Raw genomic sequence first — 24,333 nt, forward strand, 5'->3', positions numbered from 1 at the left:
CGGCCGCTGCGGCGGCGGCGAGGCGAGCTCGGCTACCCTCGTCGGTCCGCGCTGAGGACCAGGCCCGAAGTCGGGACCCCGGTGCCCGCGGTCACCACGATGTTCTCCATATCGGCGACCTGATTGACCGATGTTCCACGCACCTGGCGAACAGCTTCGGCGATACCGTTCATGCCGTGGATGTAGGCCTCGCCGAGCTGGCCACCGTGGGTGTTGATCGGGAGTTTTCCACCGATTTCGATCGATCCGTCCGCAATGAAGTCCTTCGCTTCACCGCGCGGGCAGAAGCCGAGTTCCTCCAGCTGCATGAGGACGAACGGAGTGAAGTGATCGTAGAGGATCGCCGCCTGCATATCGGCAGGGCGCAATCCGCTCTGCTCCCACAGTTGGTCACCGACGAGGCCCATTTCCGGCAGTCCGGTCAAGGCGTCGCGATAGTAGCTCGTCATCACGTACTGGTCGGCGCCACTGCCCTGGGCCGCCGCGGTGATCACGGCCGCCGGGTTCGGCAGGTCCCGGGCCCGCTCCGCACTGGTGACGACGATCGCCACACCACCGTCGGATTCCTGGCAGCAGTCCAGCAGATGCAGCGGCTCGGCGATCCAGCGCGAATTCTGGTGGTCCTCCAGGGTGATCGGCTTCTGATAGAAGAACGCGTTCGGGTTCATCGCCGCGTGCTTACGGTCGGCCACCGCGATCCGACCGAAATCGGCGCTGGTCGCCCCGTACACGTGCATATACCGCCGGGCGACCATCGCCACCTGCGCGGCGGGTGTGCCCAGACCGTGCGGATAGGACCAGCCGGCATCGATACCCGAGGAGGTGGGCGCGGCGGCCAGCGAGGTCGAGAACTGCCCGAACCGGGAGACCGACCGCTCGTTGAACGCCCGGTACGCCACCACCACATCGGCGACCCCGGTCGCGACGGCCATCGCGGCCTGCTGCACGGTGGCGCACGCCGCGCCACCGCCGTAGCCGATATGGCTGAAGAACTTCAGCTGCGGGATACCGACCGCTCGCGCGACCGCGACCTGCAGATTGGTATCCATCGTGAAGGTCGTCAGTCCGTCGACGTCGGCCGGGGTGAGACCGGCGTCGGCCAGGGCCGCGGTCACGGCCTCGGCGGCCAACCGCAGTTCGCTGCGGCCGGATTCCTTGGAGAAATCGGTAGCGCCGATACCCGCGATGGCGGCACGGCCGGACAGGGGATGTTCCGAAATAGTCATACGAACCTCATTCCGCGGGCTGGACAGGATCCGGCGTGGTCGCTGTGGTCACGCCGCGCCTCCGGCACCCGGGACGGTGGCGACCACCGTCGCGACGATGTGATCGCCCAGACTGTCCTTGCCCACGACCTCCAGGCGGACGTCCTCACCGTCGAGCTCGGTGACCTTGCCGGTGAGAGTCAGGGTGTCGTACGCGTACAGCGGCACCCCGAGACGCAGGGATATGGACTTCACCACCGTGCTCGGTCCCGACCAGTCGGTGACGAAACGCTGTACCAGACCGGTATCGGTCAGGATATTGACGAAGATGTCCTTCGAGCCGCGTTCGATCGCCTTGTCCCGGTCGTGGTGCACATCCTGGAAATCGCGAGTGGCCAGCGCGGTGCTGATGACGAACGTCGGGTCCGCGTGGATCGACAGTTCGGGCAATTCGGTCCCGACACCGACAGCGGCCGGATCGAATATGGCGGTCATGCGGTCACCTTCCAGAACGGCAGCGCCGTATGGTCGTCGAGCTTCTCGAAATCGACGACGACCTCCAGCCCTACCTCGACGTCGCCGGGATCGATACCGCGCAGTTCGCCCAGCATCCGCACCCCTTCCTCGAGTTCCACCAGCGCGACCACGAACGGCAGATCGCGCCCGGGGACCTTGGGCGCGTGGTGTACGACGTAACTGAACACCGTGCCCTTTCCGGAAGCGACCACGTAGCCCACCGGTTCGGTCTTGTCCTGCCAGATGGCCGGGATCGGCGGATGCCGCAGCGAGCCGTCCGGGAGTTGCTGGATCCGCAGCTCGCCGGCTCCGGTGCCCTCCCAGAAGAATTCGGTGTCGTGCGACACCAGGGGCCGCACCCGTTCGGCGGGTGCCGCTTTCGGAGCCGCGGCGGTACCCGGCGCGAACTTCAGAATTCGGAACAGCATCTCGGTGACGAGTTCGTCGCCGACGTACCAGCTGGTGCGGTAGGTCAGGAAGAACCCCTCACCCAGCCCGGTCCGTTTCGGTCCCTTGATACTGTCCAGCGCGCTGGTGATGCTCACCTCTTCACCGGGCCGCAGATAGCGGTGGTAGACCTGCTCGCAGTTGGTGCCGACCACCGAGGTGTACCCGGCGGAGTCGAGCAGCGCGTTGGTGGCCTCCATGGGGTCGTCGGCCGGACGACTGCCGCCCAGCCCCAGCATGGTCCACACCTGGGCCATGGCGGGCGGAGCCACGATCCCGTCGAAACCTGCGGCCTTCGCAGCGGCCTCGTCGACATAGACCGGGTTCGTATCGCCCAGTGCCTCCACCCAGTTGTTGATCATCGGCTGGTTCACCGGGTCACGACCCGGCCGGGGCGCGCTGGCCCCGGCCGCCATGATCTCTTCCGCGGCGGCGGTGATCGCTTCCGGAGTACTGATATCCGGCCTCCTGTCCATTGGCGTCGCCTACGGCGCCGCGGGGTCGGGGCTCTCGTGACCCCGCTTACTGAGATAGACCATCCGGAGCGGACGGCAGGTGCGCTGACCTGCGCTTCGATGACCTGGGTAGGCTCACAGCACTGTAAGTGCTCAACGGCCTCCAGGCTCTGGACGGCCCATCGCACTCCGCATCAGCGAGGTACTCGTGGCAGTTTCAGGCCCGCGGAGGCGACGAGTTCGCGCATCACTTCGTTCACGCCGCCGCCGAAGGTCACCACCAGGTTCTGCTTCGTCCGCCGATCGAGCCAGGTGAGCAGTTCGGCCGTCGCGGGCTCGGACGGATCACCGAAGCGGCCGACGACCTCCTCGGCCAGCCGGCCCGCCTCCTGGAGCGATTCGGTGGAGAAGATCTTGGTCGCCGAAGCGTCCGCGATGACCTGCGACGGATCGATGTCCGGATCGTCGGCGGTGGCGGCCACCTGCCAGTTCAGCAGTTCGTTCAGCCTGGTCATGGCATGGATCCGGCCCAGCGCCTGGCGCGCGTCGGGATTGTCGAGGACGCCACGCGGGCGGGCCCAGTCGCGGACCCGGTCGTAGAGCTGTTCGATCTTGCCGGACGGTCCCAGGCTGACCCGCTCGTGGTTGAGCTGGGTGGTGATCAGCCGCCAGCCCTTGTTCTCCTCGCCGACCAGCATGTTCGCCGGAACCTTGACGCTGTCGAAGTAGGTGGCGTTGGTGTGGTGGGCACCGTCGGCGGTGATGATCGGAGTCCAGGAGTAGCCCGGATCCTTCGTATCCGCGATCAGGATGGTGATCGCGCGGTGCCGGTCCTCCACCGCACCGGTCCGGCAGGCCAGCCAGATGTAGTCGGCCTCGTGCGCGCCGGTGGTGAAGATCTTCTGGCCGTTGACGATCCAATCGCCGGAATCGTCCCTGGACGCGCTGGTGCGCAGCGCCGCCAGGTCGGTACCGGCTTCCGGCTCGGAGTATCCGATGGCGAAATGGATATCACCGGACAGGATTCCCGGCAGGAATTTCTCTTTCTGCTCCGGCGTCCCGTACTGCTGCAGTGTCGGACCGACGGTCAGCAGCGTGACCAGCGGCAGCGGGACATCGGCCCGGGAGGCCTCGTTGTAGAAGATCTGCTGTTCGACCGGGCCGAAACCCTGGCCGCCGTATTCCTTTGGCCAGCCGACACCCAGCCAGCCGTCGCGGCCCATCCGCCGCACCACCTCGCGGTAGGCGTCACCGTGCCGGTTGACCGACATCTCGGCGGACTCCTCCGGCGTGACGAGTTCGGCGAAGTAGGCGCGCAGGTCGTCGCGTAGTTTGCGTTGTTCGCTGGTCAGATCGATGAACACCCTGCCCCCAATCGTTCGAGCCGCAAGGCGGCGCCGCCCAGCCAGCGGGCGAGGTCCTTGGACTGTGAGTAGTAGCGATGCATGGAGTGGGTGACATCCACTCCGATACCGCCGTGCAGGTGATGACATTTCTGCATGGCACGCGGCAGTTCCGCGGCCACAGTGTAGGCGAGCACGTTCAGATCGTCGTCGATCCGCTGCTGCCGCTCCGGATTCGAATCATCCTGTCCGAGAGCCCAATTGGCTGCGACCGCCGCCACATGCAGCGTCCGGGACATCACGTAGAGATCGGCGATCTGCTGGGCCACCGCCTGGAACTCGGCGAGCGGCCGGTTGAACTGGTGCCGCGTGCCCACATGGGCGGCGGTCAATTTCACCGCACCCGAGAGCAATCCGTCGGCCGCCGCGCCGATGGCGGCGAGGACGAACCGGTGCAGCCGCGGACCCGCGTCCGGCAGCAACCGTTCGGCGGGCACCACGACCCCGTCCAGTTTCACCGAGAACTCCGCGAGTTCCCCGGAAATCGAGGAGGGGGTCAGTGTGAGCCCCGGCGCGGTCGCGTCGACCAGGGCGACCCCGGAATCCGTGGTCACCAGCAGCCAGCGCGCCTGATCCGCGCACGGTACGGCTACTTTGTAGCCGGTGATCCGCACCTCGTCGCCGACCACCTCGGTCTTGGTGGTGGGTTCGGTGGTCAGCGGTGCCCCGGGCTCGCTGATGGCGGCGGTGAGTACCGCACCCTCGGCCACTGCCGGGAACACCTCCGCGGCCACCGCCTCGGATACCGCCCCCAGCAGGGGCAGCACCCCGAAGCCCAGCGTGGGTAGTGCCGGTGCTGCCACCGCATCGGTGGCCAGTTCGGTCAGCAGCACCGAAACGGCGTCGATACCCATATCGTCGCCGCCGTACTGCTCCGGTAGCGCTACCGACAGCAGGCCGGTAGCCGCCAGTTTGGGCCAGAGTCCGGCGTCGCGCGCCGGCTCCCGCTCCAGGAGTCCGACGACGACCTCGGCCACCGCCTCTTGGGCCTCGTCTCGGGTGAAGTCCACGTTCTGCTCTCCAGTCGTCGCACGAATCAGGCGTACCTCCGCATTCGCTCCGCCGTGCGCGGATCGCGGATGCGCGCAGCAGGTCGGATCAACCGGCCGCGTCGCGGGGTAGCCCCAGAATCCGCTCGGCTGCCACGGTCAACAGGATCTGCTCGGTGCCACCCGCGATCGACAGACAGCGGGTGAGCAGGAATTCCGAGGTGTCCTCGGTCGTTCGCGCACCGGTCACGCCGGCCACCTCGACGGCGAACTCGGCGACCGCCTGCCGATGCCGCACACCCACGAGTTTGCGCACACTGCTCTGCGCGCCGGGATCGGCGCCGGCCAGTATCCGGACCGCCGCGCGCTGTTCCAGCAGCAGTCCGGCGATGGCATCGGCGACGAAACCGCCCAGCCGGTCGTTGCGCAGCTCCGAACCGCGGCCGGTGGCCGGTAGTTTGGCGATCAGTTCCTCGAGCGCCGGCCCGATTCCGTTACCGCTCATCGCGACCCGCTCGGCCGACAGGGTCGCGCGGGCGATTTTCCAGCCGTTGCCCAGCGCACCGACCACACAGTCGTCGGGAACGAAGACCCCGTCCAGAAAGACCTCGCTGAACCGGGCCTCCCCGGTGATCTGCACCAGCGGCCGGATATCGATCCCAGCACTGCGCATATCGACCAGGAAATAGCTGATGCCCTTGTGCTTGGGCGCGCTCGCGTCGGTGCGCGCCAGGCAGATGGCCCAGTTGGCCTCTTTCGCCAGTGAGGTCCACACCTTCTGACCGTTGAGTATCCAACCGCCCTCGGTGCGTTCGGCAGTGGTACGCAGTGCCGCCAGATCCGAACCGGCGCCCGGTTCGCTGAACAGCTGGCACCAGACCACCTCGCCGCGCAGGGTCGGCCAGGCGAAACGTTCGATCTGCTCGGGCGTGCCGTGCTGCAGCAGGGTCGGCACGGCCCAGCCGCCGATAGTGAGATCGGGAACGGTCAGCCCGGCCCGCCGCAATTCCTCCGAGATGACCAGCCCGGCCATCGGATCCGCACCGCGACCGTAGGGTGCGGGCCAATGCGGCATGATCAGCCCGGCGTCGGCCAAAGCGCCACGCTGTTCACCGCCCGGCAGCGCCGCGATCCTCGCCACCTCGGCGGCCAGTTCTCCGGTGGCCACTTCGGTATCGGTCTCGCCGCCGGCCAGCGCCGCATCGGCGAAAACCCGGTCGGCGCCGGTGGTGCGCCGCGCACCGGCCCGGGTGAGTTCGGTGACGCGGGCCCGCCAGTGCGCACCGCCGCCGAGCAGCTGACGCAGCGCCGTCGCCCGGCGCAGGTACAGGTGCGCGTCGTGTTCCCAGGTGAAGCCGATACCGCCGAGTACCTGGATGCAGTCCTTCGCGGTTTCCACCGCGGCGTCCAGACTGATGGTGGCGGCGATCGCGGCCGCGATCGGCAGTTCGGACCCGCCGGAGTCCACGGCGGCCGCGGCGTCGGCGGCCACCGACCGGATGAGTTCGGTACGGCACAGCATCCACGCGCAGATGTGTTTGACCGCCTGGAACGACCCGATCTTGCGCCCGAACTGTTCGCGCACCTTCGCGTACTCGACTGCCGTGGACAGGCACCAGCCCGTCACGCCCGCCAGCTCGGCCACGAACAACGCCACCAGCAGGTCTTCCACCGCGTATCCGGGCGCGAACACCGCGCCCGGGTCGACCTGTACGCCGGTACAGCGCACCCGGGCCAGCGGAGTGGTGAGATCGAGGGGTTCCAGGGCTTCGAGTTGCAGTCCGGGCGTATCCGGCCCGAGCAGGCACCAGCGCCGGCCCCCCGCGCTGTCCACGGGCAACAGTACCGCTGTCCCGGGCGCGGCACCGAGCACCGATTCCCAGCTCCCGCTGAGGGATCCGGCGGCGTCGAGTGCCGGTACCGCCGGACCGCCGGACGCGGGCTCTTCCCCGGCGACCGTGTCCAGTGCGACCCCGCAGGGCTGCTCCTCCGGTAGCCGCCCGGCTGTCACCAGCCCGGCTACAGCGCTGGTCAGCAGCGGGCCGCCGACCATGTCGTGCGCTGCCTGTTCGATGAATACGGCCAGATCGCAGACCGATCCGCCCGCGCCGCCCGCGTCCTCGGCCACCGCCACCCGGAAGATTCCGAGATCGGTCAGCGTTGGCCAGTACGTACGCCAGAAGTCGGTCGCGTCGGCCCGCATTGTTGCAATCGGTCGCGCCGCTGCTGCCCACCCGCTCATCGACTGTTGAACGGCTTTATGCTCGTCAGTGGTGGCGATGGTCACAGTCCATACCGCCTTTCCGGCGTGACTCCCACACCTAGAACATGTTCTAATATCCTCGGCGGGCGGAAGTCAAGAGACGCACCCACCGCACCGCCGCACGCGCTAACGTCCGCGATACGTCACGGAAAGGACTTCACTCCATGGCCAGCCCCTCCCGTTCCCAGCCCGGCGATTCGGGTGCGGCCGCCGCCCCCGTCACCACGCTGCGGGAGGACGAACTGAGTTCCGCAGCGCAACGCGAACGCCGTAAGCGGATCCTGGACGCGACCCTCGCGCTCGCCTCCAAGGGCGGTTACGACGCGGTGCAGATGCGCGCGGTGGCCGAACGGGCCGATGTCGCGGTGGGCACCTTGTACCGATATTTCCCGTCCAAGGTGCACCTGCTGGTCTCGGCGCTGGCCCGGGAGTTCGAGCAATTCGAGGGCAAACGCAAACCGCTCGCCGGTCAGTCACCGGAAGAGCGCATGCACGCGCTGCTCTCCCAGATCACCCGGATGATGCAGCGCGATCCGCTGCTCACCGAGGCCATGACCCGCGCGTTCATGTTCGCCGACGCATCGGCCGCCGCCGAGGTCGACCGGGTCGGCAAGGTGATGGACCGGGTGTTCGCCCGGGCCATGAACGACGGCGAACCCACCGATCGCCAGCTCGCCATCGCCCGCGTCATCAGCGATGTGTGGTTGTCGAATCTGGTCGCCTGGCTCACCCGTCGCGCATCCGCGACCGATGTCTCCGAACGGCTCGAATTGACCGTCGACCTCCTGCTCGGCAAACGCGCCTGAGATTCCGCACTCCGGTCCGCCCGCATCCGGCCACGGTTGCCGGCAGGCCGGCTGCCGATTGCGGTGGCCCCCGGCGGTATCCAGGCGTTCGCTACCGAGCTTCACCGAGCAGGGAAACCGCACAATCGGCCGCCGACACCGGTGCGGACCGGACGAGAATTCGGCCCCGGCCACCGCACGCACAGACGCGAAACGCGCGTTCACCGGCACCGCGCGCCTGGGGCACCTGCCCACACTTCCCGCCGAATCGGATCGGCGAACGTGACACAGTATTGTCATGCGCGCCCCCTCTTAACGAAAACTCCGATCAATAGGTTGGATGTGTGAGCGCACAGGATCTGCCACTGGAACTCCGCCGAGCGCTGTCGACGGTCGCGCGCGTACCTCGACTGCTCGTCGCATCGGACTACGACGGGACACTCGCTCCCATCGTCTCCGATCCGGCCAAGGCGTACCCGCACGGAGAATCCGTGCGGGCATTACGCGCGCTGGCCGGGCTTTCCGGCACCACGGCCGCCGTCATATCCGGCAGAGCGCTGCGTGATCTCGCCGCGCTGTCACGACTTCCGGTCGAAGTACAGTTGATCGGTAGCCACGGCTCGGAATTCGATGTGGGCTTCGTGCACGCCATCGACAACGATGCCAGGCAGTTGCTGACCGAAGTGATAACCGCCCTCAACAAAATCGCCGCGGACCATCCCGGTGTCTCGGTGGAGACCAAACCGGCGAGTGTCGCGCTGCATGTGCGCAATGCCTCGCCCGAGGTCGGCCGGCGGGCGCTCGGCCAGGCCCGCCAGGGTCCGGCCTGCTGGGTCGGCGTCCAGGTCACCGAGGGCAAGGCCGTGATCGAGCTGGCCGTGGTGCCCACCGACAAGGGTTCGGCCCTCAGCACGGTCCGGCACCAGGAGAGCGCATCGGCGGCGGTGTTCTTCGGTGACGACGTCACCGACGAGAAAGCCTTCCGCGCACTGACCGGGCCCGATATCGGTATCAAGGTCGGCGAAGGCGAATCGCTGGCCAAGTACCGCGTCGACAGCACCGAAGCCGTCTCGCACGCGCTGGCCTTCCTGCTCGAGGAACGCCGCACCTGGCTGGCCGGCGCCAGCGCGCCCCGGATCGAACGGCTGACCATGCTGGCGAGCCCGCGTTCGGTCGCGCTGGTCACCCCCGATGCCACCGTCACCTGGTTCTGCCATCCGGAACCGGATTCGGCCGCCGTCTTCGCCCACCTACTGGGCGGGATCGACGCCGGACACTTCTCGGTGGCACCCCAGCGGCCGGGCCTGCCGCTTTCCCAGCGGTACATCGACGGGACCATGACCGTCGAGACCCGCTGGGCGAAACTGCAGGTCACCGACTATCTCCCCCACGATGTCGACCCCGACCGCACCGATCTCACCCGGGTGATCACCGGTTCGGCTCCCGCCGAGGTCACCTTCGCCCCGCGACCGGAATTCGGACAGGTCCCGGTGTCGATCCAGGTGGAGGCCGACGGGTTGCGCGTCTGGGGTACCAACGACCCCGTCGTCCTGCGCTCCCCCGGCGTCCAGTGGCAGATCCACAGCGACGGCGCCCACGATTCGGCCACCGCGGTCGTGGACCCGTCCGACGGCCCTGTCGTACTGGAACTGCGTTGCGGTACACACGATCTGGCCCCGGCCGCCACCGGCGAGGCCGAACGGCGGCGGATCGCCGAACTGTACTGGTCGGAGTGGGCGGTCGGCCTGGACCTGCCCGCGCTCAAACCCGATCTGATGAAACGGTCCGCACTCACGCTGCGCGGTCTGGTGCACGCGCCGTCGGGATCGATCCTGGCCGCGGCGACCACTTCGCTGCCCGAGGATATCGGCGGCGTCCGCAACTGGGACTACCGCTACTGCTGGCTGCGCGATGCCGCGCTCACCGCCAGCGCGCTGGTCTCGCTGGGGTCGCTCGGCGAGGCGGAACAATATCTGGAATGGGTACACCGGGTGCTGGAAACCCTGCCCGGTCCCGAACGCCTGCATCCGCTCTACACCATCTACGGCGAAACCCTGCCGCCGGAGGCCGTGATCGACCAGCTGCCCGGCTATGCCGGATCCCGCCCGGTCCGAATCGGCAACGCGGCGAATATGCAGGTCCAGCTGGATGTTTTCGGCCCGATCGTGGACCTCATCACCAGCCTGGCCCATGCCCGCGAGAAGCAGGGCACCACCGATCCGCGCAAGGTGCTGCCCGACGCGGACTGGGAACTGGTGCATGCCATGGTCTCCGCGGTGCAGCGTCGCTGGACCGAACCCGACCACGGTATCTGGGAGATCCGCGGTAATCCCCGCCACCACGTCTATTCCAAGGTGATGGGCTGGCTCACGATCGACCGCGCACTCACCCTCGCGGAGAAATTCGATCGCCCGGTCGACGCCGATTGGGCACCGCTGCGCGAGACCATCGCCGCCGAGGTCAAGGCCAAGGGCTGGAACGACGAAGTCCAGTCCTACACCGCCGCCTATGACGGCACCGACCTGGACGCGGCCACCCTGCACATCGGGCTCAGCGGTCTCATCGACCCCACCGATCCGCGGTTCGCCGCCACGGTGGTCGCCACCGAAGCCGAACTGCGCAGTGGATCGACGGTCTACCGCTACCACCACGACGACGGCCTGCCCGGCGGTGAGGGCGGCTTCCATCTGTGTGCGGCCTGGCTGGTGGAGGCCTACCTGCTCATCGGTAAACGCTCCGACGCCGAAGCGCTGTTCGCCCAGCTGGTGGACGTGGCCGGACCCACCGGGCTGCTGAGCGAGGAATACGATCCGGTCGCCGAACGGTCCCTGGGCAACCATCCCCAGGCCTACAGCCACCTGGGTCTGCTGCGCTGCGCGCAGTTGCTCGGCAAATAACACCCTCGCTCGTCAGCAAGTATCGGGCCGCCCGGAACGCCGGGCGGCCCGGTTTGCTCGAGAGGGTTGCTGAGGTCGGGGTGGGGGTTGCCTCGTCGAGGTGGGGTTGGGATGAAAGTCGGGGTCGCGGGGTTGCTCGCGAAGGTGAGAGGGGTGAGGTGGGGTTACTCACCAAGGTGAGAGGTGGGGTTACTCACCAAGGTGCTGTGTTTTTGGCGCGCTGGCGCGCGGGGTCGAGGCCCCCTTGGTCTCGCCGTTAAGGCCTCGAGACTCGAGCCTTCGGCTCATGCGCTTTCGAGGCCTGAACGGCGAGACGGGCCTCAACCCTTTGAGGTGTCTCGTAAAACTCGACGCACTCGGTTGCGTGGGCATTCGGGGTCTGGGTTGGGAGTAGACCTTGGAAGACTGGGCGGTCGGTTCAGAGTCTCTTACCAGGGCTGCTAAAGTAAAACGGAAACGATTTCCATTAACCCTGGTAGGTATTTCCCGTGTCACCTCACTTTGCCCGTCGCGCCCTGATCCTCGCCGTGGGGGTAACGGCGGCGGCGGCGCTCACCGCCTGCGGCGGCTCCGGTTCCGATTCCGGTAAACCCTCGGTGATCGCCTCGACCAATGTCTGGGCCGATATCGCGAGCACTGTCGCGGGACCCGACGCCGAGGTATCCGCGATCATCTCCGATCCCGCCGCCGACCCGCATTCGCACGAGACCTCGGCCGCCGAATCCGCGCAGCTCAGCGATGCCGACCTGGTGGTGTACAACGGGGGCCACTACGACGAATTCGTCACCAAGGCGATCGAGGGCCGCGATAAGCGCACGGTCGAAGCGGTCGCGGCCCGGGACGAGGCGATCCGGGACGATTCCAACGAACACGTCTGGTACGACATGGAAACCGTCGCCCTGGTCGCCGGACAGATCGGCGCGCAGCTCGCCGAGATCGACCCCGCGCACGCCCAGGGCTACACCGATCGAGCCGCGCAACTAGCCGGCCGGATCGGGCAGGTCGGCGCCACCACCGACCGGATCGCCGCGGACCACGCCGGCACGCCGGTGCTACAGACCGAACCACTCGCGTACTACCTGCTACAGGATGCCGGTACCGTCGACCGGACGCCCCGCGACTATCAGGAAGCGGTCGAGCAGGAGACAGATCCCTCACCCGCGGCCGTCGCCGCCACCCGCGACATGATCACCGATAAGCAGGTCGCGGTCCTGGTCTACAACGTGCAGACCGAGGACAAAGTCGGCCGGGATCTGCGGGACGCGGCCGAAGCCGCCGGTATCCCGGTGGTGGAGGTCACCGAAACTCTGCCGCCAGGAACGGATTTCGTGACCTGGCAGACGCGAAACGCCCAGGCACTGGCCGACGCCATCGGCTGACGGCACCCGAGCGCGACGAACGGATGGATCGAAATGAGCGATATCGCTCCGGCGGCTCACCCCGCCGCCTCGGCAGCTGACGGCGCCCTGGCGGCCCGGCCCGCCGACACCGCCGTACCGGCACCGGAACCGGCCGTCCGGCTCGACTCGGCGACGCTGGCCTTCGGTGACCGCGTCCTCTGGCAGGAGCTGGACCTCAGTGTCGCGCGCGGTGAGTTCATCGCCGTGCTCGGCCCCAACGGCTCCGGGAAGACCTCCCTGCTCCGGGTTCTGCTCGGTCAGCTCGCGCTGAGCTCGGGTACGGCCCGGATCGCCGGTGCCGCGCCGCGGGCCGGGCACCCCGATATCGGCTACATACCGCAGCAGCGCACCATCGACGCGGGTGTGCAGCTGCGCGGCACCGATCTCGTCGGTCTCGGGGTGGACGGACACCGCTGGGGACTGGGTCTGCGCGGCCGGGCCGAACGGCGCCGCAAGGTCGCCGCGGCGATCGCCGACGTCGGCGCCGAGCGGTTCGCGAAGGCTCCGCTGGAGAGTCTTTCCGGCGGGGAACAGCAGCGGCTCCGGGTGGCGCAGGCACTGGTCGGCGATCCCGCGGTCCTGCTCTGCGACGAACCCCTGCTCAGTCTGGATCTGGCCAGTCAGCAGCTCGTCTCCGGTCTCATCGACGCCCGCCGGCACCGGCACGGCACCTCGGTACTGTTCGTCACCCACGAGATCAATCCGATCCTGCCGCTGGTGGACCGGGTCCTGTACCTCGTCGGCGGGAAATTCCGGATCGGCACGCCGGACGAGGTCATGACCTCGGCGGTGCTGTCGGAGCTGTACCAGACCGAGGTCGATGTGCTGCGGGTCCGAGGACGGCTGGTCGTGGTCGGCACCGGCGACACGATGGACGCACTCGGCACCGCCGGGGCCCACTGCCACGGCGAACCGGGCACCCCGCACCCCGGCGACCCCTTGGCCGAACTCACCCAGCGATCGGGACAGGCGAACGGATAGATGGACAAGCTCTCCGATGTACTGGGCGAGATCTTCGATGTGCAGACCACAGTGCACCTGCTCGGCTACGACTTCGTACAGCAGGCCGTGGTCGCGGCGGCACTGCTCGGGCTGCTCGCCGGAGTCATCGGCCCGCTGATCATCAGCCGGCAGATGTCGTTCGCTGTCCACGGCACCAGCGAACTCTCGCTGACGGGTGCGGCGGCCGCGCTGCTGGTCGGCGCCGGGGTCGGGCTGGGCGCGATCGCCGGTTCGGTCGTGGCCGCTGTGCTGTTCGGGGTGCTCGGCACCCGGGCCCGGGAACGCGATTCGGTGATCGCGGTGGTGCTGTCGTTCGGTCTCGGCCTGTCGGTGCTGTTCCTGTGGCTCGGCCCCGAACGCGCGGGTTCGAAGTTCTCGCTGCTCACCGGACAGGTGGTGAGCGTCGGTTTCGGCGGGCTCACCCTGCTGGCCACCTGTACGGCCGCGGTGCTGGCCGTACTGGCCGTGGTCTATCGACCGCTGCTGTTCGCCAGTACCGACCCCGAGGTCGCGGTGGCGAGGGGTGTACCGGTGCGGGCGCTGTCGATCCTGTTCGCTGTGATGCTGGGTATCACCGCGGCCTTCGGTGTCCAGATCGTCGGAGCCCTGCTGGTACTCGCGCTGCTGATAACCCCGGCGGCCGCGGCGGCCCAGCTGACCGCCGACCCGGTGCGGGCCACCGTGCTGGCGGTGATCTTCGCGGAGATCGCCGCGGTCGGCGGCATCCTGCTGTCACTGGCGCCGGGCGCGCCGGTCTCCACCTTCGTCACCACGATCTCGTTCGTGATCTACCTGGTCTGCCGGGTGATCGGCGCCCGGCAACGACAGGTCGCCCGGGTTCGCTGAACACCTGCGGGCAGGTGCCTTCAGTCTGGGCGGCGAGGTTTCGTATGCTCGTCCACAACGCCCCCGGAACGAAGGTGACCGCCCATGATCGATTTCACGATTCCCGCCGAGCTCGCCGCCGAACGTGACCGGATCCGCGCATTCGTCGCCGACAAGATCGTGCCCTACGAACGCGACCCGCGGCTCACCTCCCACGGACCCACCGACGAACTCCGTCAGGAACTCGTGGAACTCGCCCGCGCCGAGAAACTGCTGACCATCCAGGCCCCCACCGAACTCGGCGGCCGCGGCCTCACCCACGTCGAGCAGGCCGTGCTCTACGAAGCCGCCGGCTGGTCGACCCTCGGTCCGGTCGCCATGAACTGCGCCGCACCGGACGAGGGCAATATGTTCCTGCTCTCCAAGATCGCGGACCCCGACCAGACCGAACGCTATCTGCGACCCGTGATCGACGGCCACCAGCGCTCGGTATTCGCCATGACCGAACCCGACGGCGCCGGCTCCGACCCAGGGCAGCTCGCCACCACCGCCACCTTCGACGGTGAGAACTTCACCATCGAAGGCCGCAAATGGCTCATCACCGGAGCCAACGGCGCCAAAACCTGGATCATCATGGCCCTGCTCGGCGACAACCCCCACCTCCCCGCCGGCCCGACCCTGTTCCTCACCGATGGCGACCAGCCGGGCATCGTCATCGAACGCACCATGAACACCATGGACCGCAACTACGTGGCCGGGCACTGCGTGGTCCGCTTCGACAACCTCACCCTGCCGAAATCCGCCCTGCTCGGCGAAGCGGGCCAAGCCCTGCGCTACGCCCAGCTACGCCTGGCCCCCGCCCGCCTCACCCACTGCATGCGCTGGCTCGGCGCGGCCGAACGCGCCCAGAGCATCGCCATCGACCACGCCAAGACACGCACAGCCTTCGGTAAAACCCTGGGCGAACACCAGGGCGTCTCGTTCATGATCGCTGACAACGAGATCGCGCTACACCAGTGCCGCCTCACCATCTGGCACACCTGCTGGCTGATGGACCAAGGCGAAAAAGCCCGCCACGAGAGCTCCATGGCGAAATCCTTCGTCTCCGAGGAACTGTTCAAGGTGGCGGACCGTTGCGTCCAGATCCTGGGCGGTATCGGCGTCAGCGACGAAACGGTAGTAGAGATGATCTTCCGCGATATGCGCCCCTTCCGCCTCTACGACGGCCCCACCGAGGTCCACAAATACGCGATCAGCCGCAAAGTGCTGCGCTGATCTGCGGCGCCTCCGGCGCCGCGGGGCGGGGCTCTCGTGACCCCGCCTTCGGTGGACCTCGCCTTCGGCGTCGTACCGGGCACTCGTGGCCTCCGGTCCTTCGCTCTGTTGCTCCACGTCCGGGGCGGGCCCCGGACCACAGATGTCGAGCGGCCCAGGCGGGTGGGTGATGTGCGATATCCGGCCTGCCGCTCTTCGACGAACCGACCTGCACCTGATCAGCGAAGCCGCGAATGCGTCAAGGCCCGTGTACACCCATCACGACCGCCCACCAGTACCCGACCGCCCCGGGCCGCTGCCACCGTCGCACTCGCCCCAGGGCCAGGGCGCCTCGACCAGCACGGGGGTCCGGGAACATCGACCAGAAAAGTCACGCTGAGCAGTACCGCAGATAGTGATCTCTTGGTCCGGTGATCATCGGTGGTACCGGGGTACAGGCGGAGCAGGCTACGGTGGCGCGTCGACAATAAACACCACCCGCCTCTGTCCGACCAACAGTTGCCACCTACCGGAATGGATCGCACATGCAGATTCAGATCAACACCGACAGCAACATCGACAGCGGTGACAAGCTGATCCGGCACGTCGAGGAGGAGATCGTCTCGACGCTCGAGCGTTTCAGCGACCAGATCGTCAGCGTCGAAGCCCACCTCAGTGATCAGAACGCGGGCAAAGGCGGACCAGACGACAAGCGATGTGTGTTGCAGGCTCGGCCAACCGGTCAGCAGCCGGTCGCGGTGACCCACGACGCCGCAACGATCGACGCCGCCTGTCGGGGCGCGGCCGAAAGCATGGCACATCTGCTCGCCAGCAGGTTCGGCCGACTGCACGAGACCAAAGGCGGCGACTCCATCCGGCACCCGCACAAGAACCATCCGCATAAGAACTGAGTCAGCAGCATCGGGTCGCTCGGTGCCCGGTAGCGACCATCCGTGCAGGAAGCCACGCTGTCAGCGGACCGCTGCCCAGTGCTACCGCATACAGTTTCGCGAGCGGACCACGCGGTGGAGAGCCTCGACGCCTGGTCAGCGCCCGAATTGCCGCACGCACAGTGCGCCACCATCTGCGGTAACTGCTCAGCGTGACTTTTCTGGTCGATTTTCCCGGACCCCGGGCACACCCCGGCACCTGACCGAATCCGATTCCCGACTACCGACAGCCATCCGACCAGGGCTTCCGAACCGACCACCCGATCGCAGAACAACCTCTCGCGCGCCGACGCGACCACCCGAGTCGAGTCTTACGAGACACCTCAAAGGGTTGAGGCCCGTCTCGCCCCCGACCGGAGGTGCTCAACGGTCACGTTCCTCGGATTGCCGACCGCACGTCGCAGGCGGCGCCGAAAAGCACAGCCTCAACCCCGCGCGCTTCGGCGCGCCATGAACACCGCTACCATCCAGATCATGAGTTCGGAATTGCTCGTCGATGTCTCAGCGGGCATCGCCGTCCTCACGTTGAATCGGCCGGCGAAACAGAACGCCTTCAATCCCGCGATGACCGAAGCGTTGGGGGCCGCGCTGAAACGTTGCGATACCGAGGACGCCATCCGGGTCGTGGTGATCACCGGAACACCGCCCGCTTTCTGCGCGGGGGCCGATCTGTCGGATCGGGTGGGCGAGGTGAGCGCGAGTGTCGATCCACCGCCGTTCCGGGTACGTAAACCGGTGATCGCGGCAGTCAACGGGCATGCGGTGGGAGTCGGGCTGGCACTGGCGTTGCAGTGTGATCTGCGGTATCTGGCCGATGACGCGGTCTATGCCTTGAGCCAGGTCCGGCGCGGGGTCCTCGCCGACGGCTATGTGCACTGGACACTGCCGCGGCTGGCCGGGCTCGCGAATGCCGCCGATATCCTGCTCACCGGTCGCACCTTCGACGGTGAAGAGGCGCGTGCCATGGGTTTGGCGAACGCGTGCCTGCCCGCGGCCGAGGTGTTGCCGACCGCGATGGCGGTCGCCCACGATATCGCCAACGGTTCCGCACCGCTGACTGCGGCACTGTCCAAACGACTGTTGTGGGAGGGTGTCGGTCTGGAACCGGCGGTCGTCGGCCGGTTGGAGGCGGACCTGAACGAACATATCGCCGACGGCCGGGACGCGGGCGAGGCCATGGCCGCTTTCCGGGAGCGCCGTCAGCCGACATGGTCGGGCTCGATCAGCGATGAATGGCCCAGCTGGGCACGCACGAAATGGTCCGGGCAGCAGAGCCTGGACTGACGCCGGTCAGCCGCCGCCGAGCAGTACGACCAGGAACAGCAGTGCCATCACGACCATCAGGATCGTGCCGATCACGCCCAGAATGAATCCGACGACCACCTGCGTGTGTCCGCCGTAGGCGCCACCGGATTCTTCGATCTGATCCAGTGCGCGTTTACCCATCGCCCAGGCCACCGGCCCGGTCAGTCCGCAACACAACAGGCTGACCGCGCCGAGGAACAGCACCGCCGTCGCATGCGGATGCTCTACCGGCTTGCCGATGGGCGCGTTGGGTATCACCACATGACGAATTCTACGGTGCTGTGCCGGATTTGCGGTCCGGGCGCGACGGATTCACGTCCGAACCGCCCGCTGACCGTTGTTCCGACACGCCCGATCCCTGCGCCCGGTACCGGTGGCCACGCTGTTGCGCAGCCCGGGCCGACCGGTGGAATCGTGCGCTCAGCCGCGGCGCTGCCGGGCGATCTCGGCCAGCACCACGCCCGCGGCGACCGAGGCGTTCAGTGATTCCACCGGACCCGCCATCGGGATGCTGAGCACCGCGTCGCAGTTCTCGCGGACCAGCCGGGACAGGCCCTTACCTTCCGATCCGACGACGATCACCGTCGGCGCGGCGCCGTCGAAATCGTCGAGAGACAGATCGCCACCCGCGTCGAGGCCCACGATCTGGACACCCTTTGCGGCCCAATCCTTCAGAGTGCGTGTGAGATTGGTGGCCCGGGCGACCGGAAGCCGCGCCGCGGCACCGGCACTGGTCCGCCACGCGACCGCGGTGACACTGGCGCTGCGACGCTGCGGGATCACCACACCGTGACCGCCGAAGGCGGCGACCGAGCGCACGACGGCGCCGAGGTTGCGCGGATCGGAGATATTGTCCAGCGCCACCAGCAGCGCCGGCTCGGACGATTCCCTGGAACGGGTCAGCAGATCGTCGGGGTGGGCGTACCGATAGGGCGGCACCTGCAGAGCCACGCCCTGATGGAGGCCGTTGGAACTCATCCGGTCCAGATCGGTGCGCGGCACCTCGAGAATGGAGATCCCGGTATCGGCCGCGATGCGCACGCTCTCGGTGAGCCGCTCGTCGTTCTCGGTTCCCACCGCCACGTAGAGCGCGCTGGCCGGTACACCGGCCCGCAGACACTCCACCACGGGATTGCGGCCGAGCACCAGTTCGGGCGCGTCGTCGCTGCGGCGACCGGCCGGGCGGCCACGGTTGGACGGGTTGTTCTGCGCGGCTTTGGCTTTCGCGGCCGACCGGCGCGCAGCCGCATGTTTCGTCCGCTCCTCCGCCGGCGGTGTCGGCCCGCGCCCCTCCAGCCCGCGGCGCCGCTGGCCACCGGAACCGACCACCGCGCCCTTCTTGGTGCCGCCCTTACGGATCGCACCGCGACGTTGTGAATTGCCGGCCATCAGCCCGCCTTTCCAGGGGTAGGTGCGCCCAGCGACCATTCGGCACCGTTGGGTGTATCGGTAACTTCGATTCCGGCCGCCTGCAGTCGATCGCGGACGGCGTCGGCGGTCGCCCAGTCCTTGGTGGCCCGGGCCTGTTGCCGTCGTTCCAGCTCGGCACCCACGAGCACGTCCAGCGCGGCGTCGGCCGCCGTATGGTCGGTGGCGCCGTGCCAGTGCGGGTCGAGCGGATCCACGCCGAGCACGTCGAGCATGGCGCGGATCTGGCCGGCGTGCTCCCGGGCGGTGTCGAGTACGCCCGCGTCCAGCGCACGGTTGCCCTCGTGTACACCGTGATGGATCTCGGCGAGCGCTTTCGGGACGCCGAGATCGTCGTCGAGGGCAGCGGCGAATCCGTCGGTCCATTTACCCATCGGGATATCCCCGGCGCGTTCGGCCACGCGTTGCACGAATGCTTCGATCCGCTGATAGGACTGCGCCGCATCGGCGAGCGCCTTGTCCGAATATTCCAGCATCGAGCGATAGTGCGCACTGCCCAGGTAGAAGCGCAATTCCACCGCGCGCACAGATTTCAGCACATTCGGAATGGACAGCACATTCCCGAGCGATTTCGACATCTTCTCGCCACCCATGGTGACCCAGCCGTTGTGCAACCAGTACCGGGCGAAACCGTCGCCGGCCGCCTTGGATTGCGCGATTTCGTTCTCGTGGTGCGGAAAGACCAGATCCATACCACCGCAGTGGATATCGAATTCCGGGCCGAGATAGAACTCGGCCATGGCGGAGCATTCCAGATGCCAGCCGGGACGTCCCGGCCCCCAGGGCGACGGCCAGGTCGGCTCGCCCGGTTTCGCGGCTTTCCACAGCGTGAAATCACGGGGATCGCGTTTACCGAGTCCGGCGCTCTCCCCCTGGTGCACATCTTCGAGCCGATGGCCGGAGAGATGTCCGTAGTCGGGGTAACTCCGGACGTCGAAATACACATTGCCCTCGGAGGCGTACGCGTGCCCGCGATCGATCAGCCGCTGCATCAAATCGACCATCTGGGTGATATGCCCGGTCGCGCGCGGTTCGGCCGACGGCGGCAGCACGCCGAGTTGCCGATAGGCCTGGTCGAAGGCACGTTCGTGCGTGGCCGCCCATTCCCACCAGGGGCGTCCGGCCGCGGCCGCCTTGGTCAGGATCTTGTCCTCGATATCGGTGACGTTGCGGATGAACGCCACATCGAAGCCGTTCGCGGTCAGCCAGCGGCGCAGAATATCGAAGGCGACTCCGCTGCGCACGTGACCGATATGGGGTAGCCCCTGCACGGTCGCCCCACACAGGTACACCGAGGCGTGTCCGGGTACCAGCGGTGTGAAATCACGCAGGGTCCGTTTCTCGGTGTCGAACAGGCGCAGCGTCACGGCAGTCGATCCTAGTTTCGTGTATGGAGTGCACTCGAATTTGGTGCAGGGGGATATGGGCAGGGTAGCGGTGCGGGTCGGTACGCGAGCATTCGGCTCGGCGGCGCGCGGGGAAGTCGGTGTTCCACCGTCGCGGATCACGCTGGACAGATATCGCGGTGGGCGACCCTACCGGCCCGAACCGATCACCATCGATACCGACCCGGAGCCCGGCATTCGGCCGCGCCGGTCTGAAACGGCGGCCTCGCGGGCCCTATGCCGGCAGCACCTCGCCACCGTCTCCGGGCTCTGCGCTCGGCCGCCCCGGACAGTGCAGCAGGGCATTGGCGACCGCGGCGATCCCCTCACCGCGCCCGGTGAGTCCCAGGCCGTCGCTGGTGGTGCCGGAGACCGAAACCGGCGCGTCCAGCAGATCGCCGAGCACCTGCTGTGCCTCGGCGCGCCGCGGACCGATCCGCGGCCGGTTGCCGATCACCTGTACAGCGGCATTCACGACCTCGTATCCGGCGTCGTCGAGCAGGCGGCGCACTTCCTTCAGCATGGCGGCACCGGATACTCCCGCCCATTCCGGACGGCCGGTACCGAACACCGACCCCACATCGCCCAGGCCCGCTGCGGACAGCAGCGCATCGCAGAGCGCGTGCGCGGCGACATCTCCGTCGGAGTGTCCCGCGCAACCGTCCTCGCCGTCGAACAGCAATCCGGCCATCCAGCAGGGACGCCCCGGTTCGATCGGATGTACATCGGTGCCGATCCCGACCCGCATGTTCAGCACGAGGTCACCGCCGGGCTCGGGTCCAGCAGGGATTCGGCCAGCCGCAGGTCGAGCGGGGTGGTGATCTTGAAGGCGAGGGGGTCGCCCGCAACGGTGCGCACCGGTGTGCCCAGCCGCTCCACCAGGCCCGCATCATCGGTCGCGGTCTCCGGTTCGGCGTAAGCGGCCCGCAGCGTCGCGGCGGCGAAGCCCTGCGGCGTCTGGACGGCACGTAGCGCGCCCCGGTCCGGCGTACCGGTGACATTTCCCCGCGAATCCACCGTTTTGACGGTGTCCACCACCGGCAGCGCCGGCACGACAGCGGGATATCCGGCACGGAGTTCATCGACCACGCGAGCGATCAACGCGGGCGGGGTGAGGGCGCGGGCCGCGTCGTGCACCAGGAAGAACGCGGAATCGCCGGCGGCGGCCAGCCCGGCACGCACCGAATCGGTGCGCTCGGTACCGCCGACCACGATCCGTACCACGGAATCCGCAGGTAGAAGAGCTGCCGCCCGGTCGACATGTTCGGCGGGCACCATCACAATGATCTCGTCGACAACACCGGCAGCTATCAGGCCGTTCACGGCCAGTCCGAGCATAGGCCTGCCGCCGATCGGGACGAACGCCTTGGGCTCATCTGCACCCAAGCGCACGCCACGACCGGCGGCAGGAACCAAAGCGGTGACGGGACCGGCGGAACGGCCGGAACCGTCTGTTCTGTGCACGATCAGGACGCCGCGGCGAGAACCTCGTCGAGGAGCGTCTCGGCCTTGCCGTCATCAGTACCCTCGGCGAGCGCGAGCTCCCCGACGAGGATCTGCCGAGCCTTGGCCAGCATCCGCTTCTCGCCCGCGGACAGACCACGGTCCTGCTCCCGGCGCCACAGGTCACGGACGACCTCGGCCACCTTGTTCACATCGCCGGAGGCGAGCTTCTCGAGGTTGGCCTTGTAACGGCGGGACCAGTTGGTGGGTTCTTCGGTATGCGGCGCACGCAGTACCTGGAAGACTCTGTCGAGACCTTCCTGGCCTACTACATCGCGAACGCCGACATATTCCGCGTTTTCCGCGGGAACCCGAACAGTGAGGTCACCTTGTGCGACCTTCAGGACCAGATACTCTTTCTGCTCACCCTTGATGGTGCGGGTCTCGATAGCTTCGATCAAAGCCGCCCCATGATGGGGATAAACGACGGTATCTCCGACCTTAAAAATCATGTGTCCCGTGCCCCTTTCGATGTTCACAGTTTAACACGCGACTCGATAACGGCGCGATCAACTGCGCAGGTCAGGGCCACAACGACCAGGCACTGGGGCTTGACAGGACGAGTTTGGTGTGCATCACGTTGTGCCCGAACGGGTGTCGGACAGGGGCTCTTCGAGGGCATATGAAAACGCACTCCGCCCGGGCGCGCAAGCGGGCGGCGGAGGCCGGATCGTTACCGGTCAGCGCGACGGCGCGCAATACCCGCAACACCCAACCGTCGTGCCGTCGGACAACGAACACCGGGGCGATGCAGAGACTACGATCCGGGACCCGCCGGACACACCGTGACGTGCGACAAATCACACACAACACATCACGCAATCCCCCCTGACACCGCCCGGTGCGCCGCGTGTTGCGATGCAACTACTACAGTGCCTAGTTGGAGTGCGCCCACTCGGACATGGAGGACAACCCGTGACTGCCCTGACTGCCGCGACTGCCGCTGGCCCGGTCGCCCCGACCCGTCGGCGCCGCATGGTCGCGGCCGCCGCGCTCGCCGCCGGAGCCGCCCTCATCCTGTCCGGCTGCAGTGCCGGCCAGCATTCGCAGACCGCCGACCAGGTCGCCGCCGTCAACGGCAACACGGCCGATATCGGCGATATCGCGCTGCGCAACGTGCACATCGTCTATCCCGGCGACGGCACCGGCATCAACACCACCGGCGGCCAGGCCGCGCTCGCGCTGTCGATCGTGAACACCGGCGAAGTGGTCACCGACGAACTCACCAGCGTCACCACCGACCTCGGCACCGCCAAGATCACCCCGGGCACGGGCGACAAACTCTCGATCGCCCCCGCCGAAACAATCGTGGTCTCCACACCGCAGGCCGGAGCGGAAACCCACACCAGCGGCGAAACGATCGAAACCGAAGGCGGCGAAACGAAACCCGCACGCATCGAGATCACCGGTCTGACCCGGAACATCACGCCGGGCCTCACCTACAACGTCTCGTTCAACTTCAAAGAGAACGGCGCCGTCGTGGTCCAGGTCCCGGTCGACGCCGGCGTGGAGGCCCCGCGCCACGAATCCGAACTCTCCAAGAGCACCACCGGCTCCACCGGCGGACACTGAATCTTCTGCCCCACCTCCGGCGGGGCGGGGCCGGGGCCCTCGTGACCCCGGTTCTTCACTCCTGCGCTCCTCCGCTTCGCTCCCCCGCTCCGTCGCTCCAGAACCGGGGCGGGCCCCGACCACTGAGGTGGCCCTACGGGGGGTGGATCGGCGGGAGGCAGTGAGGCGGTGTCCGCTGACCGGGCCGAACAATCACCTGACTTTCACCTGACTTTGGTGAGGCATGGTCTGCGGATCCGGTCCGTGGGCGGCCGTACGCACTGACTGGTCACTTGGGGAGCCGGAAGGACCTGACCGTGTTCGTGCGGAGAACCGGTGGGTGCGACGTCGTTGCGGGAGATGTCGCGTAGCGGGCTCGGTCGGCGGAATCGAGCTACTGTCGTCCACGCCCGTCACTCCGGTGCGCCGGGGACGGTGATATCGAACCCGAAGGGCGCAGAGCGCGCTGGGACCTGTCCGAGTGGGTTTCCGGCAGGGTCGGGTTCGATGGTCGTCGTAGTACGCGGACAACGGACCGTATGTCGCACAAAGATCATTGCTGCGCTCCCTCGGTCCACAACGAGCAGGCCCCGGCCACAGCGCGGGATCACCACAGCGCGGATCGCAGGAAAGCGACATCGCCCCCCGGGCGAGCGCATACTCGGTGCCGAGTTCAGCGAGGCCCACAAAGGTCGAGGCCCGTCCCGTCGTTCAGCCCTCGAAAGCGCATGAGCCGCAGGCTCGAGTCCCGTCGTTCAGCCCTCGAGACT

Annotated in this window: 21 protein-coding genes; 9 read left to right on the forward strand and 12 right to left on the reverse strand. The window is 67.6% G+C overall.

Annotation, left to right across the window (positions count from 1 at the left end; translation table 11 throughout):
* Nucleotides 1–32: 32 nt before the first annotated feature.
* From ACWCPQ_RS23625 to ACWCPQ_RS23650, 6 genes are all read right to left on the reverse strand, one after another.
* A complete protein-coding gene (locus tag ACWCPQ_RS23625) occupies nt 33–1,226 on the reverse strand; it encodes a lipid-transfer protein (protein ID WP_449902386.1) in 1,194 nt (397 codons plus the stop codon).
* A 48-nt stretch (nt 1,227–1,274) separates the two neighbouring features.
* Nucleotides 1,275–1,700: a MaoC family dehydratase gene (locus ACWCPQ_RS23630; protein ID WP_449902388.1), complete on the reverse strand. Its 426-nt coding sequence runs from the start codon at nt 1,698–1,700 to the stop codon at nt 1,275–1,277.
* Nucleotides 1,697–2,644: a bifunctional MaoC family dehydratase N-terminal/OB-fold nucleic acid binding domain-containing protein gene (locus tag ACWCPQ_RS23635; protein WP_449902391.1), complete on the reverse strand. Its 948-nt coding sequence runs from the start codon at nt 2,642–2,644 to the stop codon at nt 1,697–1,699. The genes ACWCPQ_RS23630 and ACWCPQ_RS23635 overlap by 4 nt, the downstream gene beginning before the upstream one ends.
* Before the next feature lie 173 nt (nt 2,645–2,817).
* Entirely contained in the window at nt 2,818–3,987 is a 1,170-nt protein-coding gene (locus ACWCPQ_RS23640; RefSeq protein WP_449902394.1) for an acyl-CoA dehydrogenase family protein, read from the reverse strand.
* Nucleotides 3,972–5,036: an acyl-CoA dehydrogenase family protein gene (locus tag ACWCPQ_RS23645; protein WP_449902396.1), complete on the reverse strand. Its 1,065-nt coding sequence runs from the start codon at nt 5,034–5,036 to the stop codon at nt 3,972–3,974. The genes ACWCPQ_RS23640 and ACWCPQ_RS23645 overlap by 16 nt, the downstream gene beginning before the upstream one ends.
* 88 nt (nt 5,037–5,124) lie before the next feature.
* Nucleotides 5,125–7,302: an acyl-CoA dehydrogenase family protein gene (locus ACWCPQ_RS23650; protein WP_449902398.1), complete on the reverse strand. Its 2,178-nt coding sequence runs from the start codon at nt 7,300–7,302 to the stop codon at nt 5,125–5,127.
* Nucleotides 7,303–7,442: 140 nt separating this feature from the next.
* Here ACWCPQ_RS23650 and kstR point away from each other — a divergent pair, with 140 nt between their 5' ends.
* From kstR to ACWCPQ_RS23690, 8 genes are all read left to right on the forward strand, one after another.
* Nucleotides 7,443–8,084, forward strand: a complete 642-nt coding sequence (kstR, locus tag ACWCPQ_RS23655) for a cholesterol catabolism transcriptional regulator KstR (RefSeq protein ID WP_449902401.1) — start codon at nt 7,443–7,445, stop codon at nt 8,082–8,084.
* 323 nt (nt 8,085–8,407) lie between these two features.
* Nucleotides 8,408–10,960, forward strand: coding sequence for a trehalose-phosphatase (gene otsB, locus ACWCPQ_RS23660; protein ID WP_449902403.1), 2,553 nt, complete (start codon nt 8,408–8,410; stop codon nt 10,958–10,960).
* 488 nt (nt 10,961–11,448) lie between these two features.
* Nucleotides 11,449–12,339: a metal ABC transporter solute-binding protein, Zn/Mn family gene (locus ACWCPQ_RS23665; protein ID WP_449902404.1), complete on the forward strand. Its 891-nt coding sequence runs from the start codon at nt 11,449–11,451 to the stop codon at nt 12,337–12,339.
* Nucleotides 12,340–12,372: 33 nt separating this feature from the next.
* A complete protein-coding gene (locus tag ACWCPQ_RS23670; RefSeq protein WP_449902405.1) occupies nt 12,373–13,341 on the forward strand; it encodes a metal ABC transporter ATP-binding protein in 969 nt (322 codons plus the stop codon).
* Nucleotides 13,342–14,208, forward strand: a complete 867-nt coding sequence (locus tag ACWCPQ_RS23675; RefSeq protein WP_449902407.1) for a metal ABC transporter permease — start codon at nt 13,342–13,344, stop codon at nt 14,206–14,208. It begins immediately after the preceding gene.
* Nucleotides 14,209–14,292: 84 nt separating this feature from the next.
* On the forward strand, nt 14,293–15,462 hold the full coding sequence (locus tag ACWCPQ_RS23680) for an acyl-CoA dehydrogenase family protein (RefSeq protein ID WP_449902410.1): 1,170 nt from the start codon (nt 14,293–14,295) through the stop codon (nt 15,460–15,462).
* A 524-nt stretch (nt 15,463–15,986) separates the two neighbouring features.
* A complete protein-coding gene (locus tag ACWCPQ_RS23685; RefSeq protein WP_449902412.1) occupies nt 15,987–16,352 on the forward strand; it encodes an HPF/RaiA family ribosome-associated protein in 366 nt (121 codons plus the stop codon).
* A 513-nt stretch (nt 16,353–16,865) separates the two neighbouring features.
* On the forward strand, nt 16,866–17,675 hold the full coding sequence (locus ACWCPQ_RS23690; RefSeq protein ID WP_449902414.1) for an enoyl-CoA hydratase/isomerase family protein: 810 nt from the start codon (nt 16,866–16,868) through the stop codon (nt 17,673–17,675).
* A 6-nt stretch (nt 17,676–17,681) separates the two neighbouring features.
* On the opposite strand, the gene ACWCPQ_RS23695 is transcribed toward ACWCPQ_RS23690, so the two are convergent.
* From ACWCPQ_RS23695 to carD, 6 genes are all read right to left on the reverse strand, one after another.
* Complete coding sequence (locus tag ACWCPQ_RS23695; RefSeq protein ID WP_449902417.1) at nt 17,682–17,957, reverse strand: DUF4190 domain-containing protein; 276 nt, start codon at nt 17,955–17,957, stop codon at nt 17,682–17,684.
* Between the two features lie 159 nt (nt 17,958–18,116).
* The gene (gene rlmB / locus ACWCPQ_RS23700; protein WP_449902442.1) at nt 18,117–19,085 is read right to left on the reverse strand and encodes a 23S rRNA (guanosine(2251)-2'-O)-methyltransferase RlmB; all 969 of its coding nucleotides are present in this window, start codon (nt 19,083–19,085) and stop codon (nt 18,117–18,119) included.
* Nucleotides 19,085–20,491, reverse strand: a complete 1,407-nt coding sequence (gene cysS, locus ACWCPQ_RS23705; protein WP_449902420.1) for a cysteine--tRNA ligase — start codon at nt 20,489–20,491, stop codon at nt 19,085–19,087. The genes rlmB and cysS overlap by 1 nt, the downstream gene beginning before the upstream one ends.
* Before the next feature lie 253 nt (nt 20,492–20,744).
* On the reverse strand, nt 20,745–21,257 hold the full coding sequence (gene ispF / locus ACWCPQ_RS23710; protein WP_449902444.1) for a 2-C-methyl-D-erythritol 2,4-cyclodiphosphate synthase: 513 nt from the start codon (nt 21,255–21,257) through the stop codon (nt 20,745–20,747).
* A gap of 2 nt (nt 21,258–21,259) precedes the next feature.
* Complete coding sequence (gene ispD / locus ACWCPQ_RS23715; RefSeq protein WP_449902422.1) at nt 21,260–21,973, reverse strand: 2-C-methyl-D-erythritol 4-phosphate cytidylyltransferase; 714 nt, start codon at nt 21,971–21,973, stop codon at nt 21,260–21,262.
* A 2-nt stretch (nt 21,974–21,975) separates the two neighbouring features.
* Nucleotides 21,976–22,464: an RNA polymerase-binding transcription factor CarD gene (carD, locus tag ACWCPQ_RS23720; protein WP_011206964.1), complete on the reverse strand. Its 489-nt coding sequence runs from the start codon at nt 22,462–22,464 to the stop codon at nt 21,976–21,978.
* A 463-nt stretch (nt 22,465–22,927) separates the two neighbouring features.
* On the opposite strand from carD, the gene ACWCPQ_RS23725 reads away from it, so the two are divergent.
* Nucleotides 22,928–23,584: a hypothetical protein gene (locus ACWCPQ_RS23725; RefSeq protein WP_449902424.1), complete on the forward strand. Its 657-nt coding sequence runs from the start codon at nt 22,928–22,930 to the stop codon at nt 23,582–23,584.
* Nucleotides 23,585–24,333 lie beyond the last annotated feature (749 nt).

It is taken from the genome of Nocardia sp. NPDC001965, from assembly GCF_053594175.1.